This window comes from Mycobacterium sp. TY815 (assembly GCF_030755135.1).
Lineage (GTDB): Bacteria > Actinomycetota > Actinomycetes > Mycobacteriales > Mycobacteriaceae > Mycobacterium.
Window position 1 is genome coordinate 3,942,396 of sequence record NZ_JAUFRX010000001.1, and the last position, 17,162, is coordinate 3,959,557.

The following is a 17,162-nucleotide window of genomic DNA, read 5'->3' on the forward strand; positions in this document are numbered from 1 at the left end:
GCTTGGGTAGGGTGGCGCCCATGAGCCTGCTCGCGACGGTGCGGGGCGGTGCGAAGAGGAGGAGCGGCCCAATATGACGACGATCAAAAACGACCCGACGACCAAGAGCGACACCACCGAATACGACAAGCTGTTCATCGGCGGCAAATGGACGGAGCCGGCGACCTCCGAGGTCATCGAGGTGCACTGTCCGGCCACCGGCGAGTACGTCGGCAGGGTGCCGCTTGCCACGGCGGCCGACGTCGACGCCGCGGTCGCCGCGGCCCGCGCGGCATTCGACAGCGGCCCGTGGCCCTCGACTCCGCCGAAGGAGCGCGCCGCCCTCATCGCCAAGGCTCAGCAACTGCTCGAAGAACGCAAGGAACTCTTCGCCAAGTTGCTCGCCGACGAGACCGGGCAGCCGCCGATGACGATCGAGACCATGCACTGGATGGGGTCGATGGGAGCGATGAGCTTCTTCGCCGGCCCGGCCGCCGACCAGGTCAAGTGGCGCGAGATCCGCAACGGCAACTACGGCCAGACCATCGTGCGCCGTGAGCCGATCGGCGTGGTGGGCGCCATCGTGGCGTGGAACGTGCCGCTGTTCCTCGCCATCAACAAGCTGGGCCCCGCGCTGCTGGCGGGCTGCACGGTGGTGCTCAAGCCCGCAGCCGAAACTCCTTTGACGGCAAATGCTTTGGCCGAGGTGTTCGCCGATGCGGGGTTGCCCGAAGGGGTGCTGTCGGTGGTGCCCGGCGGTATCGAGACCGGACAGGCACTGACCTCCAACCCCGACGTCGACCTGTTCACCTTCACCGGCAGCTCGGCCGTCGGCAAGGAGATCGGCAAGCGCGCCGCGGACATGCTCAAGCCGTGCACCCTGGAGTTGGGCGGCAAGTCGGCGGCGATCGTGCTCGAGGATGTCGACCTGGCCTCCGCGGTCCCGATGATGGTGTTCTCCGGGATCATGAACACCGGCCAGGCCTGCGTCGGGCAGACCCGCATCCTGGCGCCGCGTTCGCGGTACGACGAAATCGTGGAAGCGGTCAGTGCTTTCGTGCAGGCGCTGCCGGTGGGGCCGCCGTCGGACCCGAACGCGCAGATCGGTTCGCTGATTTCGGAGAAGCAGCGCGCCCGGGTCGAGAGCTACATCGCCAAGGGCATCGAGGAAGGCGCCCGCGTGGTGTGCGGCGGCGGACGGCCCGAAGGGCTGGACAACGGGTTCTTCGTGCAGCCCACGGTGTTCGCCGACGTCGACAACAAGATGACGATCGCCCAGGAGGAGATCTTCGGCCCGGTGCTGAGCATCATCCCCTACGACACCGAAGAGGACGCGATCAAGATCGCCAACGACTCGGTGTACGGATTGGCCGGCAGCGTGTGGACGACCAACGTGCCCAAGGGAATTGAGATCTCGGAGAAGATCCGCACCGGAACCTACGCGATCAACTGGTACGCGTTCGACCCCTGCTGCCCGTTCGGTGGTTACAAGAACTCCGGTATCGGGCGGGAGAACGGGCCCGAGGGTGTCGAGCACTTCACGCAGCAGAAGAGCGTGCTGATGCCGATGGGCTACACGGTCGAGGGTTAGGGCGGGCCAGCGCTCCCGACGCGGCCACCAACGGCGGAGCCGGTGGCAGCGGCGGTCGGGTCCTCGGGCAGGAAGGGGAAGCCGGACTCCCCTAGCCCGCGGCCTAGACGGCAAGCAGGCTCTCCTGGCCCCTCGTGCTGGCCCGGTGGCCGTCGAGTGTGAATCACGCTACGCGACACGCCGATTGGACGTCACCGGATTCACATTCGACGCTCGGCTGCGGTGGTTACAGGGTCAGCGGCCGGAGAAGCGAGCCTGCCGTCGTTCGACGAATGACTGCACACCCTCCGCGGCGTCTTCGCTGGCGAACAGCGCGGCAACGTCCGGGCGCAGCCGTTCGATCGCCGCCGCCTCACCCCGCTCGCGGGCCAGGTGCGCGGAGGCCAGCGTCGCCCGCACACCCAGCGGCGCGGCGCGCTCGGCTATGGTCTGCGCAATCTCCCGGGCCCGCGCCAGGGCCGCCGCCCCGTCCTCGGCGACCTCCTGCACCAGGCCGATCCGGTGCGCCTCCGCGGCGTCGAACTCGTCGCCGGTGAGCAGCCAGCGCATGGCGTTGCCCCAGCCCGCCTCCCGCGGCAGCCGGATGGTCGCCCCGCCGAACGGGTAAATGCCACGCTGCACTTCCAGCTGCGTGAAACGGGTTCCGGCCGCGGCGATCCGGATGTCGGCGGCCAGCAACAGCTCGATGCCCAGCGTCATGCACCAGCCCTGCGCGACCGCGATCAGCGGGGTGGTCCACGCGCCGTCCAGACGCCACGGGTCCCGTCCACCCTCGGGCATCGGCGATTCGCCCGAAGCGATGCCGGGTCCGACGTCGACCAGGTCCAGTCCGGCGGTGAAGTGGTCGCCGTGTGCAAACAGCACCCCGGCTCGCACGTCCGGATCGGATTCCAGCAGCGCGTAGGCGCGCGACAGGTCTGCCAGCATCTCGCGGTCGAACGAGTTGCGCTTGTGCGGACGGTTGAGGCCGATCAGCAGGACATGTCCGTCCCGCTCGAGGGACACCGTGTTGGCCATGGCACGAGTGAACCGCAGAAATATGAATTATGCAATAGTGCATAACGCAGATTCCGTGGGAGATCTCAGATTGATAGCGAGTGTTTGCTCACTAACCGCCGGTATTATATGCTAGTTAGCATATTCATGAGCCGGTCCCCGGCGCATGAGCGCAACACACCTGCGGGGAGCAGCCATGTGGATTCTCGAGCTCAATATCGCCGGCCATACCTTCACCCGCGAGATGCCTGACCTGCGCCGCCGTCCGTTACGGTTCAGCGCCCGCCACCTGCACTGGCCCGCCGTCCGGCACCACCACGAGCCGTCGCACGCCGCATGACACCCGCCTCCACCAAGCGGGTCAGCACCCGGGACAAGATGGTGATCAGCGCCGCCCATGTGATGCGGGAACGCGGTGCCGCGGGAGTGACCATCGACTCGGTGCTGGCGCGTAGCGGCGCACCGCGCGGATCGGTGTATCACCACTTCCCCGAGGGCCGCAATCAGATCCTGAACGAGGCGCTGCGCTATGCCGGCGACTCCATCACGGCCAACATCGACAACGCGGTGGACCGCGGCGCCAAGGCGTTGCTACGCGAATTCGTCGAATTCTGGGAACGTTTGCTGACCGAGTGCGACTTCACCGCGGGGTGCCCGGTCGTCGCGGCCGCGATCGGGTCGGCCGACGAGGAACTCGAACTGTCCACCGAAGCCGGTCTGATCCTGGGCCGCTGGTGCACCGCCCTGAGCCGGGCATTCGTCACCGACGGATTCGACGACGCGGACGCCGCCTCGCTGGCCGTGATGTCAATATCCGCCCTGGAAGGCGCAATCGTGCTGTGCCGCTCCACCCGCAGCGTCATCCCGCTGCGCCAGGTGGGCGATCAACTCCAATTCCTGATCAAGGCAAGAGAATTCGTTCGCCGCAATGGATTGGACGACACGCGCGGACGCTGACGCAATCCGGATGAGGGAATTCGCTGAGTGGCTTTACCCGGAATCCCTGCAGTGTTTGCACACCGGTATCTATCAACTTTGCGAGAGTTTATCGAAACATGCGATGAGCTGCGGAGATCGCGTTAAACTCACGCGGAGTCCAGGGACGCCCCATCGGGAGGTAATCGGATGTCGTATGTATTCGCGTCAACAGAGTTTGTGAATGCGGCGGCAGCCGATCTGGCGAATATCGGATCGTCGATCACCCAGGCGAACGCACTTGCGGCATTACCGACCTCATCGGTGTTGGCGGCGGGCGCAGACGAGATCTCCGCGGCGGTGGCGGCCCTGTTCGGTATGCACGCACAGGGGTATCAGGCGCTCAGCGCGCAAGCGGCGGCCTTCCACGAACAGTTCGTGCAGGCGATGGCGGCTGGGGCCAATGCCTACGCGGCGGCCGAGGCGGCGAATCTCGGGCCGCTGCAACCGCTGCTCGACGTCATCAACGCGCCGACCCAGGCATTGCTGGGCCGCCCACTGATCGGTAACGGGGCCGACGGGACGGCGCTCAACCCGAACGGCGGCGCCGGCGGCCTGCTCTACGGCAACGGCGGCAACGGATTCAACGGCGCCGGTGGCAGGGGCGGGGATGCCGGGTTGATCGGTAACGGCGGCCGGGGCGGCTCCGGCAACGCCGGCGTACCGGCCACGCCCGCCGGCACCGGCGGCGCCGGGGGCACCGGCGGGTGGCTGTACGGGAACGGCGGCGCGGGCGGCGCAGGCGGCAGCAACGTCGGGGCCGCCGCCGCCGCCGGCGGCAACGGCGGCCGCGCCTGGCTGCTGGGCAGCGGCGGAGCCGGTGGGGCCGGCGGGGACGTCGGGGGGTTGGTCCTGACGCCCGCCGGGAACGGCGGCACCGGCGCGGCCGGCGGATTCCTCTGGGGTAACGGCGGGGCCGGCGGCGCCGGCGGCAGCTCGGTCACCCTGGGGAGCCCCGCCACCGCGGGTATCGGCGGCAACGGCGGCGATGCCTTCCTGTTCGGTAACGGCGGCGCCGGTGGGAACAGCGGGATCGGCGCCACCAACGGCTTCGGCGGCAACGGGGGCAGCGCCGGACTGTTGATCGGCAACGGCGGCGACGGCGGCACCGGATTTGTCGGCGGAACTGGCGGCCTCGCCGGCAGAGCCGGCCTGCTCATCGGCGACGGCGGCAATGGTGGCAGCGGGGGTGTAGGACAGGCGGGCGCTAACGGCGGGTTCCTGTTCGGCAACGGGGGCGACGGCGGCAGCGCCGTGCCGAGCGCTATCGGCGACGGCGGGTTCGGTGGCCGCGGCGGTGACGCCGGGCTGATCGGCACGGGCGGCAACGGCGGCTGGGGCGGCACCTTCAACGGCCTCGGCGCGCCGGGCAACGGCGGCGCGGGCGGCGCCGGCGGCAACGGCGGGCTGCTCTTCGGGAATGGCGGCTGGGGCGGGCCGGGCGGTGCCGGCGGCGCGAGCAATCCCTTCGGCCCGGCCGGTCACGGCGGCGACGGGGGCCAGGGCGGGTCCGCCAGGCTGTTCGGTAGCAGCGGTACGGGCGGTCACGGTGGGGACGGCGGCGGGGCCACCGGTGCTACCTCTGTCGCCGGTCGCGGCGGCAACGGCGGCAACGCCGGCAGCAGCGGGATCATCTCCGGCAGCAATGGCGCCGGCGGCGCCGGCGGCAACGGCGGCATCGGTAGTGCCGGGGCCGCCGGTGGCATGGGCGGGAGCGGCGGTCACGGCTCCAACAGCAAGCTGATCGGTTTGGGCGGGGACGGCGGGTTCGGCGGGGCCGGCGGCACGGGCACCGCGGTCGGGGCCGGCGCGGCCGGCGGCCAGGGAGGCGGTGCCGGTGACGGCGGCATGTTGTTCGGCAGCGGCGGCTGGGGCGGCTATGGCGGCGCCGGCGGCCAGAACCTCGGCGGCGCCGGCACCTCCGGCGGTCCCGGCGGCAACGGCGGTACCGGCGGCAACGCCTTCTTCATCGGCAACGGTGGACCCGGCGGAGGTGGCGGTACCGGTGGCACCGGCTTCACCACCGGCACCGGCGGCACCGGCGGCAAGGGTGGCACCGCCGGACCATTCGGGAAGGCCGGCGCAACCGGACCGAACGGCTAGTCAGTCGCTGGCGGGCAGCGGCTTGACCTCTTTGAGAGCCAGCTTGGTGTCGCCGACGCTGAGGCTGCCTGCGCCGGGCTTGGTCACCAGCACCTCGGCGCCCGTCTCGTCGACGTAGCGCTTACCCATCACGCTGCCGTCGGCGAACGCCGGGTCGAGCTCGCCGGAGCGCTCGGCGCCCATCTCCACCATCGGCGCCCCGCCGCAGCGCAGGTCGTCGAGGCGGTCCGCGCTGCGGACGACGATGACTTGGGTGTCACACACCTGGCTGGCCAGGCGGGTTCCGTTCTTGATCATGATTGCGCCCCTGCTAGGTTCTCGATGATCTCCCGGCGAAGTACCTTGCCGGTGGCGGTGGTCGGCAGCTCGTCGCGAAACACTACCCGGTCGGGCGTGCGTGACCCCCGCAAACTCTTTCGGACATATTCGCGCAGTTCCTCGGGGTCGGGATCGACGCCGTCACGCGGGACCACCACGGCGACGATCGCCTGACCCCACTGCGCATCCTCGACTCCGACCACCGCGACGTCGCGCACGTCCGGGTGCTCGATGAGCACCTCCTCCAGCTCCGCCGGGGCGATGTTCTCACCGCCGCGGATGATGGTGTCGTCGCTGCGGCCGCCGATGAACAGGTATCCGTCCTCGTCGATCATGGCGATGTCTTTGGTTGGGAACCAACCGTTTTCGTCGAGCACCGAGCCGATGCCGGTGTAGCGGCCGGACACCTGCTCGCCGCGGACGAACAGCTCGCCGGTCTCCCCCGGACCCAGCACGGTGCCGTCCTCGCCGCGGATCTCCACCTCGATGCCGGGAACCGGCCGGCCGACGGAGCCCAGCCGCCTGGCGACCGCGGCATCGGCGGCGGTGTGCGCGGCGCGATGGTCGTCGGGGGTCAGCACCGCGATCGTCGAACTGGTTTCGGTGAGGCCGTAGGCGTTGACGAACCCGACATCCGGCAGCAGCTCGAGGGCCCGGCGGACTAGTGGCAGGCCGACTTTCGAGCCTCCGTAGGCGAGGTTGCGCAGCGCGGTCAGCTTGTGCTCGCCGGTCTCCAGCACCGCGACGATGCGGTCCAGCATGGTCGGTACCACGGTCGCGGTGGTCACTCGCTCGTCGTTGGCCAGCCGCACCCACTCGTGGGGGTCGAAGTTGGCCAGATACACCATCTTTCGGCCGGCGTACAGGTTGGACAGCGCGGCGCCCACGCCGGCGATGTGGTAGGGCGGCACACAGATGAGCGCGGCGTCCTCTGTTGCGGCGGAGTCGAATTCGACCGTCCCGGTGATGTAACTGGTCAGGTTGTTGTGGGTGAGCTCGACTGCCTTGGGTTGTGACGTGGTGCCGGAGGTGAACAGCACCACGGCCACCGAGTCCGGGTCGGCGAACTCCACAGCTGCTTCGGTACTGCGGGCCAGCGCGAGGAACTCCTCGGAGCTCAGCGCCCGGGCGTCGCCGATCATGGCGCGATAGCGCTCATCCACGATCACCAGCGGTTCGGGCAGCCGGTGAATCAGGGCCTGAATGCCTTCGGCCGAGAGCCGGTAGTTGAGCGGAGTGAACGGCAGTCCGGCTCGCGCCGAGGCGAAGAGCAGCAGCGGCAGCAAGGCGCCGCCGGTGCCGACGTACACGACGTGCTGCGCGCCGGAGGTGGCCAGCACTCCGGCGCCGCCGTCGGCCAGATCGCTGAGCTGCTGCGTGGTCAGCCGCAGATCCCCGGCCACCAGCGCCGTGCGCTCGGGATTACCCGACGCAGCCATCTCCAGCAGCAGCGAAACGCTCATTCCTCGATCCCTCTAGGATCCACGACCGTTACAAATCTTGCCGATAGTGTAACCCATGCCGAGGGAGTGCCGGCGCCCGGCCGACGTTGAGCGGTTACGTGCCCGTCCAGCGCGGCGGACGCTTCTCGGCGAAGGCGATCGCGCCCTCTTTCGCGTCGTTCGACATGAAGATCGGCGCGAGGATCTCGATCTGCTTGGTGAACCGGTTTTCCAGTGTCCAGCCCTTGGATTCGGTGATGATGCGCTTGGTGGCGGCCACCGCCAGCGGACCGTTGGCGGTGATCTTCTCGGCCAGCGCGATCGCGGCGTCCAGCGCCCCGCCCGGTTCGGCCAGCACGTTGACCAGGCCCAGCTCGTGTGCGCGCTCGGCAGACAGCTGGTCACCGGTCAGCGCCAGCTCCATGGCGATCGCATACGGAATGCGCTCAGGCAGCCGCAGCAATCCGCCGCCGCCGGCCACCAGGCCACGCTTGACCTCCGGGATGCCGAACGCCGAATTATTGGCTGCCACAATCAAATCCGTGGCCAGCGCGAGTTCGGTGCCACCGGCCAGCGCGTAACCCTCCACCGCCGCGATCAACGGCTTGGCGGGCGGGCGCTCGGTGAAGCCCAGACCCCGCCCGGCGATCGCGACGTTCTCACCGCGGGCGAAGGCCTTGAGGTCCATGCCTGCGCAGAAGGATCCGCCGGCGCCGGTCAGGATCGCCACCGACAGGTCGGGGTCTTCGTCGAGGCGGTCCATCGCGTCGGCCAGCCCCTGACTGGCCGCGGCATTGATCGCGTTCTTGGCCTTGGGACGGTTGATGGTGATGATCAGGATCCGGTCCCGCTTTTCGGTCAGGACCTCGGGTTCGGTGTTAGCTTCGTCGCTCACAGTGCGATGGTAGCCGTCGGCCGGCGTGACGGATCGGCCGGTCGATGTAACGGCGGGTCAGGCCTGCGCCATCGCCTCCGCGACGACGGTCAGATCCTCGGAAAGTCCAGCTGCCCTGCGTATTTCGACGAATTCGGCGATCATGGCCTCGGTCACCTCGTGCGGGTCGTCGAGGGTGGCGCCGTCGGTCAGGACCGAGATGTTGAGTTGGTCGACGTAGCTCCACACGGTGATGTTCAAGCCGCTGCCCGCGGTCAACGGCCCCACCGAATAGATCTCGGTGACCAGCGCACCGCCCACCCGGCCGCGTTCCCGCGGACCCGGCACATTGGAGATGTTCAGGTTGAGGACCTTGTTCTGGCCGTCGCGGCTGGACAGCCAGCGGAACATGGCCTCGGTGCCCGACGGCGGCCAGTAGGCGGCCCAACGGCTGATCAGCTCCGGCCCGAGCAACTGGTGGCTCTCCTTGGCGGACACGGCGTTGTCGTGCGCGGCCGCCACCCGCTGCAACGGGTCGTCGAGGTCCGAGGGCAGCGCGACCATCATGCCGCTGAAGTAGTTGCCCGAGATCCGCTCCGGGTCGAAGTTGAAACTGACCGGCACCGACGCCAGCAGCGGTACCGCCTTGCCGTCATAGCGCAGCAACAGCTGGTGCAGGGCGCCGCTGGACAGGGCCAGCACCATGTCGTTGATCGTGGCACCCAGCTTCTTGCCGGTCTCTTTCACGTCGGCCAGCGCCAAGGTGGCGGTGGCGAACCGGCGCTCCGGGGTGAGCATGTGGTTCATGAATGTCGGGGGCGGGGTGAACGGCATGGTCAGCTCCGGCGAGAGTTTGCGGGAACTGCGCCGCACCCGCCGGATGCCTTGCGCCGTATAGCGGACTGTGGCGGGGATGCGTTTGATGTGCCGCATGTGGTCGACGAACGCGGTGTTGATCAGCTCGCGTTTGCTGGGCGCCGGGTCCGGCGTGTACGAGCTCACCTGCGGCGTCGGCATGAGGTCCATGCCGTGGGCCATCAGGTTCGCCGAGGCGACACCGTCGGCCAGCGCGTGGTGGATCTTGAGCACCACGGCGATACGGTCGTTGGCCAGGCCCTCGACGAAGTACATCTCCCACAACGGGTGGGAGCGATCCAGCGGTGTGCTGGCGATCTGGCCGACGGCCTCGTCCAGTTCGCGGCGGCCGCCCGGAGCGGGCAGGCGCCACGGCCGGATGTGGTATTCGAAGTCGACGTCGCAGTTCTCCCGCCACATCGGGTGGTGGAACTTGTACGGGACGTCGATCAGCTGATAGCCCAGCGGAACCAGCTTGTCCATCCGCCCGGCGATGACCTGACGGAAGGCGTCGATGGTGAAGCCGCGGCTCGACGGATCGAGTTCGATGACGGCGACCTTGATGGTGTGCATGTGCACGTTCGGCGTCTCGCTGTACAGCAGCACGGCATCCCAGCCGGTGAGCCGCTTCACCGCAGTCCCCTACCCATAGCGCGACCTTACAATCGGCTCGCGCTCAGATGACCTCTTTGGCGAACTGTGTCCGGGTGCGGTGCACCTGGTTGAGGAACAACGCGGTGGCGTGGGCCATCGCACCCGCGCGCGGCCCGTCGAGCATGTCGAAGCCGTGACCTGCCCCGGGCAACTCGACGTAGCTGACGAGTGAAGCCGAGACCGAACGCAGCCGGTCGACGAAGTCGCGCGCCTGCGCCACCGGGATCACGCTATCGCGGCTGCCGTGAATCACCAGGAATGGCGGTGCATTTCGGTGCACCTGGGCGATCGGCGAGGCGGCGCGGAACATCTCCGGGTGCCGCGCGATGGACCGCTGCACCACCACGCGCTCCAGGAATTGCACAAACCGTTCGCGTTCCGGCGTCGATCGGTCCTCCCAGCAGTAACGACCGTAGATGCCGACTACCGCGTCCACCGAGCTGTCGGCGCCGTCGGGCAGCTCTGCCTGGTACGTCGGGTCATCGTCGGTGAGACCGGCCAGCGCGGCCAGGTGCCCGCCGGCCGAACAACCGGCCACAGCGACGAAGTTGCGGTCGCCGCCGAACCTGTCGACGTTGGCCCGCGCCCAGGCGATGGCGGTCTTGACGTCGGTGATGTGTCGCGGCCAGCGGTGCTGCGGGGAGACCCGGTAGTTGATCGCCAGGCACACCCAGCCCTGTTCGGCCAGGCGCGACATCAGCGCGGTCCCCTGCATCTGGGTGCTGCCGTGCACCCAGGCGCCGCCGGGCACGAAGATCAGCACGGGGGCGGGCTCGGCGGGCAGGTCCTTGCGCCGCCACACATCGAGGGTCTGAACGGGTTGGTCCCCGTAGTGGACACCGCGGCGGTGCAGGTACTTGCTGCGGCGCAGCGCTTCCCAGAACGGCGGCGTGGGGTTGGCGGCCGGCCATTCGGCGTCCAGTTCCTCGGGCGACACCGTCCCGCGCAGAGCCGCGATCGACACCTCGTTGGTGCTCTCGCGTTCGCGGCGCCGCAGTTCGCCGCTGCCCGGAGCGAGGCGGCCCTTGGCCGACGCGGACACCAGTTCGGGGGCGAACCGCATGCCCCACAGGCTCATCGCGGCGATGGTTCCCAACGGCTCCAGGCTCTTGCCCACCAGCGGCAGCGACGCCCCCGCCCTGCTCATGGCCAGTAGGTAGTCGGCAGGACCGGCCCGCAACATCCTTTTGACGCAGGATTTGGACTGTCCGGTCGCCGTCATGCTGGGGAGCGTACCCCTACTGACCGGTAATAACCCAGCATTATCCGGTTGCTTTCTCGGGTTCCGGGATCCGCCGCCGCGCCACCAGGAGCCGCGCGACGTACGCGAGCGCGCTGCCGGCAAACATCGCGGCGACCAGCAGCAGCCACCGTCCCAGAAACGGCTGCTGGGTCTGACCGGTTGCCGCATGGAACGTGTCGGCGCCCTGTTCGATGATCCCGGGTAGAAAGACCAGCAGGGTGAGCCCAGCACCCAGGGCCGGGACGCGAATGTAATTGCGCACCGTAACTTTCGGTGACCGCCGGTGGATGCCCGGCAGCCGCCCCAGGACCGCGTCGGCCAGCGCGTAGAGCGGGAACAGCACCAGGTCGTGGAAGATGACGGCGGCGGCGAACCACACCGCCACGGACTGCCACCACCTGTCCGGATTCCACAGCGCGGTCGGCCGCAGCGCGATCAGCACGTAGCCCAGCAGCGCGAAACCGGCCACCATGGTCAGCAGATGCAGCGGATGCGCCCCGTAGTAGCGCGCGAAAAGTGTTGGCCGGTAGGTCATTTCACCTCAAAATCGATGGCGGTGACCCACTTGGTGTTATGCACACCGGGCAGCGCGGGAACGATAATCCGGGCCGGATAGCCGTGGTCCAGGGGCAGGTCCGCGCCGTCGACCCGCAGCGCCAGCAACGCATCCGGGTCGCCGACCTGGTTCGCCGCCAGGGTGGCTTCGCCGAACGCGCCGCCCCGCTGCAGCGACCGCACGTGCGCCGACCCCGGCGACGGCACCCCGGCCACCCGCGCCAACTCCGCCAGCGGCACGCCGCTCCAGGTCTGCACCGTCGACCAGCCTTCCACGCAGGCGATCGGCAGCCTCGCGGTGCGCTGCGGCAGCCGCGTCAGCGCGGCGCGGTCCAGCACCACCTCGGCTGGCCCGCCGCGCAACGTCAATCGCCACCCGGGGCCCACCGCTTCCGGCGTGATGCCGGCGACGGAGGCGGTCTTGTTGACCGGGAAGTCCCGGCCCCGGCCCCGCGGCACCAACAGAGCCACGCTGCGCGCGGGCCCGCCGAGTGTCTGGCCGACGGTCAGCACCGCCAGCAGCAGCACACCGGAGCCGACCAGCCCCAGCGCACCGCGCCGGCTCATCGTCGGCGCGGCCGGCTCGTCGGCCACCAGCCCGGTGTCGTCGGGAGGCTGAGCGCGAGTGCCGGTCACGTTGGTGCGCAACACTTCTCGCCACGACATTGATCGCAGCCCGGCGATCATCCGCGGGATCTTGACCGCGATGTGCATCAGGAAACCGATGATGAACACCCAGGCGCCGAAGTAGTGCGCGTCGTAGAAGCTGAACCCGAAGATGTAGTCGTACTGGATGTTGAGCACGCCGGTGACGATCTCGAACAGCACCCCACCGACGAGCATCAGCAACGACACCCGCTCGATCAGCTGGGCCGGCGTCCGGGCCGGCGGCCACGCGAACAGCTTCGGTATCACCGACCACAGCTTGGCCAGCACCACCGGGATGATCAGCAGGCCCAGACCCACGTGCAAACCCTGAGTCAGCCGGTAGAGCCAGGACGGACGGGTGGGCCAGTCGAACAGCGGCAGTCGCAGCCAGCCGACGTCGGCGGGAATGGCCTGACCGAGTTGCGGACCGTAGGCGATATAGGACAGCAGGCCGGTCAGAATGATGATGGGCAGGGCAACCAGCAGCACCAAGCCGAACACCGACGTCAGCCAAGGGCCGCGCAGTGGGCTGGTAAAGCGAGGTACCCGAGGTTTCACAACGCAGCCAGCGTTGCGATAACCCTCCCGCCGATCATCCGCACGCCGGTAAGCGTAAGTCCAACTTGCGCCGCGAGCGAGGCGGCGCTGTCCACGCCGACCGAGGCCCACCGGAACCAGGGCCCCACCTCGCGTCCGGACTCCAGCCGGACCCAGCGGCCCTGGATGCCGATGGCCCGGGTATCGAACTCGGCGACACAGCGCCCGCCGCGTCCCAGCAACTCCGCGGCCCGGCCCAGGATGCGCCGCGGGTCGCCGCCGAGGCCGACATTCCCGTCGACCAGGAGCACCGTCTGCCAGCGGCCGGTGCCGGGCAGCGGCTCGAACACGTCGCCCAGCAGGGCCGGAGCGCCGCCGCGGCTCGCGAGCTGGATCGCGGTCACCGAGCGGTCGATACCCAGTGCCGGGATGCCCCGCTGCACCAGGCGGGCGACCAGGCGCGCCGGGCCGCATCCGAGCTCGATGGTCGGGCCAGCGCACATCTGGGCGACGGCCTCGTCGAATGCCTCGTCGGATGCGCGCTCGCCGTCGCCTTCGTGAGCGGCGCGGTCCGCGGGGCTCAACCAGCGGTGGGCGGGGAGCAGCCGCACTTCGCCGTCGTCGTGCCGGATCCAGCAGCGCTCGCCGACGAGGGCCCGCTCATACAGATTTCCCAGCATTCGCACGCTCCTCGCACATCGTGATCGACCACGTTGCGCGAACGCGCAGCGGCCGCTGGCAAAACCGCGTCCACCGACAAACCCATCGATACCCCAATCCGGGGTCGGCTACACACGCCGTTGTCAAGAGTTACGCGCGGCGAACGCGAAAGTCCATGCCGACTATTCGGTGCCGAAGCACGCTGGGATGGCACCGCTTGGATACTGGGCTGATGCCCTTGAATGACGACGTCCACCCCGATCTGCGACGGATCGCGCGTTTTGCGCCGCGGCGCATCGTCGGCCCGCGCACACTGCCGCTGATGCGCCGCGCGACCCGGCTCGGTCTGGGCCGCACGCCCCGCGACGTCGAAGTGCTGACGCTGGCCTCGGGCACCGGGGTCCGGCTCTACCGGCCCGCGGGCGGCGACGGGCCGACGCCCGCGCTGTTGTGGATTCACGGCGGTGGATACGTGGTCGGTTCGGCCCAGCAGGACGACCCGGTGTGCCGCCGTTTCAGCAGAGCGCTGGGGATCACGGTCGCGTCGGTGGACTACCGGCTGGCACCCGAGCACCCCTACCCCGCCTCGCTGGAGGACTGCTATGCGGCGCTGCGGTGGCTGGCCGGCCTGCCCGCGGTGGACCCGGGCCGGGTGGCGATCGGCGGAGCCAGCGCCGGCGGCGGGCTCGCGGCCGCCCTGGCGCTGCTGGCGCGCGACCGCGGCGCAATCAGCCCGGCGTTCCAGCTGCTGGTGTACCCGATGCTGGACGACCGCAGTTCATCCGCGCCGGCGAACCCCCGTCACCGGCTGTGGGATCCCCGGGCCAACCAGTTCGGGTGGACCTCTTATCTCGGCGGAGCCGACCCGGCCGTCGCGGTGCCCGCCCGGCGCAGCGACCTCGGCGGCCTGCCGCCGGCCTGGATCGGCGTCGGAACTCATGACCTGTTTCACGACGAGGACATCGAGTACGCCCGCCGCCTGGTCGAGGCCGGGGTGCCGTGCCAGGTGGACCTGGTGCCGGGCGCCTTCCACGGATTCGACTTCGTGGCTTCGAAAGCCCCGGTGGCGCAACGGTTTTTCCGTTTGCAGTGCGATGCGTTGCGGCCGGCCCTGTTCAGTCACATCGCGAAGTAGACGAGTTCGCCCCGGATCAGCGTCGCGGCCACCAGCCCCGCATCGAGTTCCCCCAGCACCGCGGCGGGCGGCTCGGACAGCACACAGAGGTCGCCCGGTTCGCCGATCTCGACGGTGCGCGGCCGGTCCGGGCGATCCGACCAGCCCAGGAACATCGTCAACGCCGTCCTGGCCGAGACACGTTCGCGCGCGTTGAGCACCTGGCCGCTGGGCGTGGTGCGCCACACCGCGGCCCGCATCGCGGCCCACGGATCGCCGTCGCCGAACGGCATGTCGGTGGACAGCGCCACGGAAATGTTCGCCTCGAGCAGTGAAGCGACCCGCCAGAGCTGCCCCTGCTCGTGTTCCGGTACCTCGGCCAGGTACTGATCACCGCGCTCGGCAACGAAATTGGGCTGCGTCACCACGGTGACACCGAGGTCGGCCAGGTCGGCCAGGTTGTCGTCGGGCACCACCGCAGCGTGTTCGATGCGGTCGAACGGATGGCTGCCGGCGGCGCGCAGGGCGGCGATCGTGACGACGAGTTGCGCCGCGGTCACACAGTGCACGGCGACCGGCTGCCCGGAGCGGTGCCGGTCACCGATCCACTCCGTCAGGGCCTCCAGGTCGAGGCGGTCGTCGTGCAGGATCTTCTTGCCGGGCACCAGCACTCGCACCCCGGGCCGGAACTGGCCGCTGCGGTGCGCCATCATCAGCGACACCAGACCTTCGACGTCGAGGTCGGGCGTGGCGTCGGTGACCCCGGTGACCCCGGTGGCGGTGATCCGCCGGCTCAGTTCGGCCAGGTCGGTTTCTCGGCGCTGCAGCGCCTTCGACCACGGATCGGCGCTGCGCAGCCGGCCGTCGGGATGGCCGGCGAGCCCGACGCGCCCCAGCGCCGCGGAGTTGAGCATCCACAGTGCCCCGCTGCGGTGCTGGACGCGCACCGGAACGTGGGCCCGGACGGCGTCGAGCACCGTCCGGTCCAGTTCCCCGGCCACCGATTCGTGGTAGCCCACGGCGCGGATCCACCCGTCCGGACCCGGCACGGCATTCGAAAGCGCATGCGCCAGTTGGTCTTTGGTTCGCACAGCGGGCGGCCCGACGGACAGCGAGTCCAGTGCCGACGCGGCCGAATGCAGGTGCACGTGGTGGTCGTGCAGGCCGGGCAGCACGGTGCCGCCCCCGGCGTCGAGTACGCCCTCCCCGGGCCGCGGGGTCAGGTCCGGCCGCACGTCTTCGATCCGCGCACCCGCCCGGATGTCGGTGGTGGTCCCGTCCAGCAGGGTGGCCCGCTTGATCAGCATGAGCGGCCTCGCCGGCCGGCGACCAGGTGTCGCACCGCGTCGTTGTCGGCCCCCAGGACGGCGGCGGTAGCAGTGACATCGGGCGCCCGCGGCGCCAGCACCGGCCGGTCACGGCCCGCGGAACAGAGCGGCAGCGCGGCATAGGTCGCGGCGACCGCGGCCATGGCCATCTCCACCAGCTCGCCGCCGCCGCGGTTCTGCGACTCCTGCACCGCCCGTGCGGCCTCCAGCCCGGTGAGCGGGTCGGCGATGGCGTCCCCGCAGAACACCGGTCCCGCGCCCACCAGCCCGCCGGCCACCGCGGCGTCGTCGCCGAACGCCGGTCGCCGCGACTGCGGCCCATGTCCGGTGATCCGCAGCCAGGTGCGGCCGGCCCGCGGCGGGATGTCGTCCGGCCCCAGGCGCCGGCGCGCCAGCGCGTCGGGCCGCGACCCCTCGATCACCACGTCGGCGACCGTCAGCAGCTCCCGCAACTCGCCGGCCTGCCGGTCGAAGTCCAGGCAGTAGGACAACTTGCCGCCGTTGATCCAGTCGAAGAACATCTGGTTGCCGGCCCGGGTGCCGTCGGGCCGGGTGGGACTTTCCACCTTGACGACGGTAGCGCCCGCCCGGGCCAGCAACTGCCCGCACAACGGGCCGGCCCACATCGAGGACAGGTCGGCCACCAGCAGACCGGCCGGGCCGGTGCCTGTCGCGCGCGGCGCCGTCTGCCGTATCCGCGGCGGTGCCGCGGCGCACTCCCCGAGGACGGCTGCGGGGATATCCAGCAGCTCCGCTCGCTCGACGATCAGTGCTGCCGGCGCAGCCGCCGCCCAGCGGTGCAGCGCGGGCCAGGGATCGTCAGCCACCGCGTCGGCCGACAACAGCGCGGGCACGGCGGCGACGTCGTCGGGGCGGGACAGCGTGATCGCGCACCAGCCGTCGCGTGCCGCAACGAGGTGGGTGGCACCGCCGGCCGACACCCGTCCGGCGCGGCGCAGCCCGAGCAGGCCGGCGCGCCCGGTCAGCCAGGTGGCGGCATCCGGGGCGAGGCGCGCGGCGTGATCGAGCACGTGGGCGCGGGAGAAGTCGGGACGCACCGCGGGCAGACCGGTCAGGTAGGCCAGGCCGCTGCGCCCCCACTCACGGGCGCAGTCGGCGGCACACCGGGCCGGAACCGAAGTCACCCCACCATGGTTGCTCGCAGCCGGTGCCGCAGGACTGCGGGGCCGGGTAGTCCCCCGCGTGTCACAGATGCAGCTCGGCGGACCTTTCCGAGACTATTAGGATGAGTTAACCCCTATTTGACGTGAATATAGTTTGTTGTCGACG

Annotated in this window: 16 protein-coding genes; 5 read left to right on the forward strand and 11 right to left on the reverse strand. The window is 69.9% G+C overall.

Annotated elements, in window-relative coordinates:
• Positions 1-73: 73 nt before the first annotated feature.
• Positions 74-1,570: an aldehyde dehydrogenase gene (locus QXK92_RS17130; protein WP_306243127.1), complete on the forward strand. Its 1,497-nt coding sequence runs from the start codon at positions 74-76 to the stop codon at positions 1,568-1,570.
• Between the two features lie 234 nt (positions 1,571-1,804).
• Here the strand turns inward: QXK92_RS17130 and QXK92_RS17135 are convergent, their stop codons facing one another.
• Positions 1,805-2,587: a crotonase/enoyl-CoA hydratase family protein gene (locus QXK92_RS17135; RefSeq protein ID WP_306243129.1), complete on the reverse strand. Its 783-nt coding sequence runs from the start codon at positions 2,585-2,587 to the stop codon at positions 1,805-1,807.
• A 145-nt stretch (positions 2,588-2,732) separates the two neighbouring features.
• Here QXK92_RS17135 and QXK92_RS17140 point away from each other — a divergent pair, with 145 nt between their 5' ends.
• The 3 genes from QXK92_RS17140 to QXK92_RS17150 all read left to right on the forward strand — a co-directional run bounded on the left by QXK92_RS17140 (position 2,733) and on the right by QXK92_RS17150 (position 5,644).
• Entirely contained in the window at positions 2,733-2,906 is a 174-nt protein-coding gene (locus QXK92_RS17140) for a hypothetical protein (RefSeq protein WP_306244558.1), read from the forward strand.
• Entirely contained in the window at positions 2,903-3,523 is a 621-nt protein-coding gene (locus tag QXK92_RS17145; protein ID WP_306243132.1) for a TetR/AcrR family transcriptional regulator, read from the forward strand. Before QXK92_RS17140 ends, QXK92_RS17145 begins: the two co-directional genes overlap by 4 nt.
• 168 nt (positions 3,524-3,691) lie before the next feature.
• Complete coding sequence (locus tag QXK92_RS17150; protein ID WP_306243134.1) at positions 3,692-5,644, forward strand: PE family protein; 1,953 nt, start codon at positions 3,692-3,694, stop codon at positions 5,642-5,644.
• Here QXK92_RS17150 and QXK92_RS17155 read toward each other — a convergent pair whose 3' ends face one another.
• The 8 genes from QXK92_RS17155 to QXK92_RS17190 form a co-directional block, all read right to left on the reverse strand.
• Positions 5,645-5,941, reverse strand: a complete 297-nt coding sequence (locus QXK92_RS17155) for a hypothetical protein (protein ID WP_306243136.1) — start codon at positions 5,939-5,941, stop codon at positions 5,645-5,647.
• Complete coding sequence (locus tag QXK92_RS17160) at positions 5,938-7,425, reverse strand: class I adenylate-forming enzyme family protein (protein WP_306243137.1); 1,488 nt, start codon at positions 7,423-7,425, stop codon at positions 5,938-5,940. Before QXK92_RS17160 ends, QXK92_RS17155 begins: the two co-directional genes overlap by 4 nt.
• Before the next feature lie 94 nt (positions 7,426-7,519).
• Complete coding sequence (locus QXK92_RS17165; protein ID WP_306243139.1) at positions 7,520-8,299, reverse strand: crotonase/enoyl-CoA hydratase family protein; 780 nt, start codon at positions 8,297-8,299, stop codon at positions 7,520-7,522.
• A 57-nt stretch (positions 8,300-8,356) separates the two neighbouring features.
• Positions 8,357-9,766, reverse strand: coding sequence for a wax ester/triacylglycerol synthase family O-acyltransferase (locus QXK92_RS17170; RefSeq protein WP_306243140.1), 1,410 nt, complete (start codon positions 9,764-9,766; stop codon positions 8,357-8,359).
• A 43-nt stretch (positions 9,767-9,809) separates the two neighbouring features.
• Positions 9,810-11,009 carry an alpha/beta hydrolase gene (locus QXK92_RS17175; RefSeq protein ID WP_306243142.1) on the reverse strand — a complete coding sequence of 400 codons (1,200 nt, stop codon included), beginning with the start codon at positions 11,007-11,009 and terminating at the stop codon, positions 9,810-9,812.
• A 40-nt stretch (positions 11,010-11,049) separates the two neighbouring features.
• The gene (locus tag QXK92_RS17180) at positions 11,050-11,565 is read right to left on the reverse strand and encodes a hypothetical protein (RefSeq protein WP_306243144.1); all 516 of its coding nucleotides are present in this window, start codon (positions 11,563-11,565) and stop codon (positions 11,050-11,052) included.
• Entirely contained in the window at positions 11,562-12,791 is a 1,230-nt protein-coding gene (locus QXK92_RS17185) for a molybdopterin-dependent oxidoreductase (protein ID WP_306243146.1), read from the reverse strand. Before QXK92_RS17185 ends, QXK92_RS17180 begins: the two co-directional genes overlap by 4 nt.
• Complete coding sequence (locus QXK92_RS17190; RefSeq protein ID WP_306243149.1) at positions 12,788-13,450, reverse strand: SAM-dependent methyltransferase; 663 nt, start codon at positions 13,448-13,450, stop codon at positions 12,788-12,790. The genes QXK92_RS17185 and QXK92_RS17190 overlap by 4 nt, the downstream gene beginning before the upstream one ends.
• A gap of 212 nt (positions 13,451-13,662) precedes the next feature.
• On the opposite strand from QXK92_RS17190, the gene QXK92_RS17195 reads away from it, so the two are divergent.
• The gene (locus tag QXK92_RS17195; RefSeq protein ID WP_306243151.1) at positions 13,663-14,565 is read left to right on the forward strand and encodes an alpha/beta hydrolase; all 903 of its coding nucleotides are present in this window, start codon (positions 13,663-13,665) and stop codon (positions 14,563-14,565) included.
• Here the strand turns inward: QXK92_RS17195 and QXK92_RS17200 are convergent.
• The gene (locus QXK92_RS17200) at positions 14,550-15,851 is read right to left on the reverse strand and encodes an amidohydrolase family protein (protein ID WP_306243153.1); all 1,302 of its coding nucleotides are present in this window, start codon (positions 15,849-15,851) and stop codon (positions 14,550-14,552) included. The two genes, QXK92_RS17195 and QXK92_RS17200, sit on opposite strands and share 16 nt — an antisense overlap.
• Positions 15,845-17,017 (reverse strand): CoA transferase, encoded by a 1,173-nt coding sequence (locus tag QXK92_RS17205; protein WP_306243154.1) that lies wholly within the window; start codon positions 17,015-17,017, stop codon positions 15,845-15,847. Before QXK92_RS17205 ends, QXK92_RS17200 begins: the two co-directional genes overlap by 7 nt.
• Positions 17,018-17,162 lie beyond the last annotated feature (145 nt).

Coding starts and splice junctions, on each gene's coding strand:
- QXK92_RS17190 (WP_306243149.1), bottom strand. CDS start 13,450: ATGCTGGGAAATCTGTATGAGCGGGCCCTCGTCGGCGAGCGCTGCTGG.
- QXK92_RS17180 (WP_306243144.1), bottom strand. CDS start 11,565: ATGACCTACCGGCCAACACTTTTCGCGCGCTACTACGGGGCGCATCCG.
- QXK92_RS17145 (WP_306243132.1), top strand. CDS start 2,903: ATGACACCCGCCTCCACCAAGCGGGTCAGCACCCGGGACAAGATGGTG.
- QXK92_RS17195 (WP_306243151.1), top strand. CDS start 13,663: ATGCCCTTGAATGACGACGTCCACCCCGATCTGCGACGGATCGCGCGT.
- QXK92_RS17155 (WP_306243136.1), bottom strand. CDS start 5,941: ATGATCAAGAACGGAACCCGCCTGGCCAGCCAGGTGTGTGACACCCAA.
- QXK92_RS17140 (WP_306244558.1), top strand. CDS start 2,733: ATGAGCGCAACACACCTGCGGGGAGCAGCCATGTGGATTCTCGAGCTC.
- QXK92_RS17130 (WP_306243127.1), top strand. CDS start 74: ATGACGACGATCAAAAACGACCCGACGACCAAGAGCGACACCACCGAA.
- QXK92_RS17175 (WP_306243142.1), bottom strand. CDS start 11,009: ATGACGGCGACCGGACAGTCCAAATCCTGCGTCAAAAGGATGTTGCGG.
- QXK92_RS17135 (WP_306243129.1), bottom strand. CDS start 2,587: ATGGCCAACACGGTGTCCCTCGAGCGGGACGGACATGTCCTGCTGATC.
- QXK92_RS17160 (WP_306243137.1), bottom strand. CDS start 7,425: ATGAGCGTTTCGCTGCTGCTGGAGATGGCTGCGTCGGGTAATCCCGAG.
- QXK92_RS17150 (WP_306243134.1), top strand. CDS start 3,692: ATGTCGTATGTATTCGCGTCAACAGAGTTTGTGAATGCGGCGGCAGCC.
- QXK92_RS17200 (WP_306243153.1), bottom strand. CDS start 15,851: ATGCTGATCAAGCGGGCCACCCTGCTGGACGGGACCACCACCGACATC.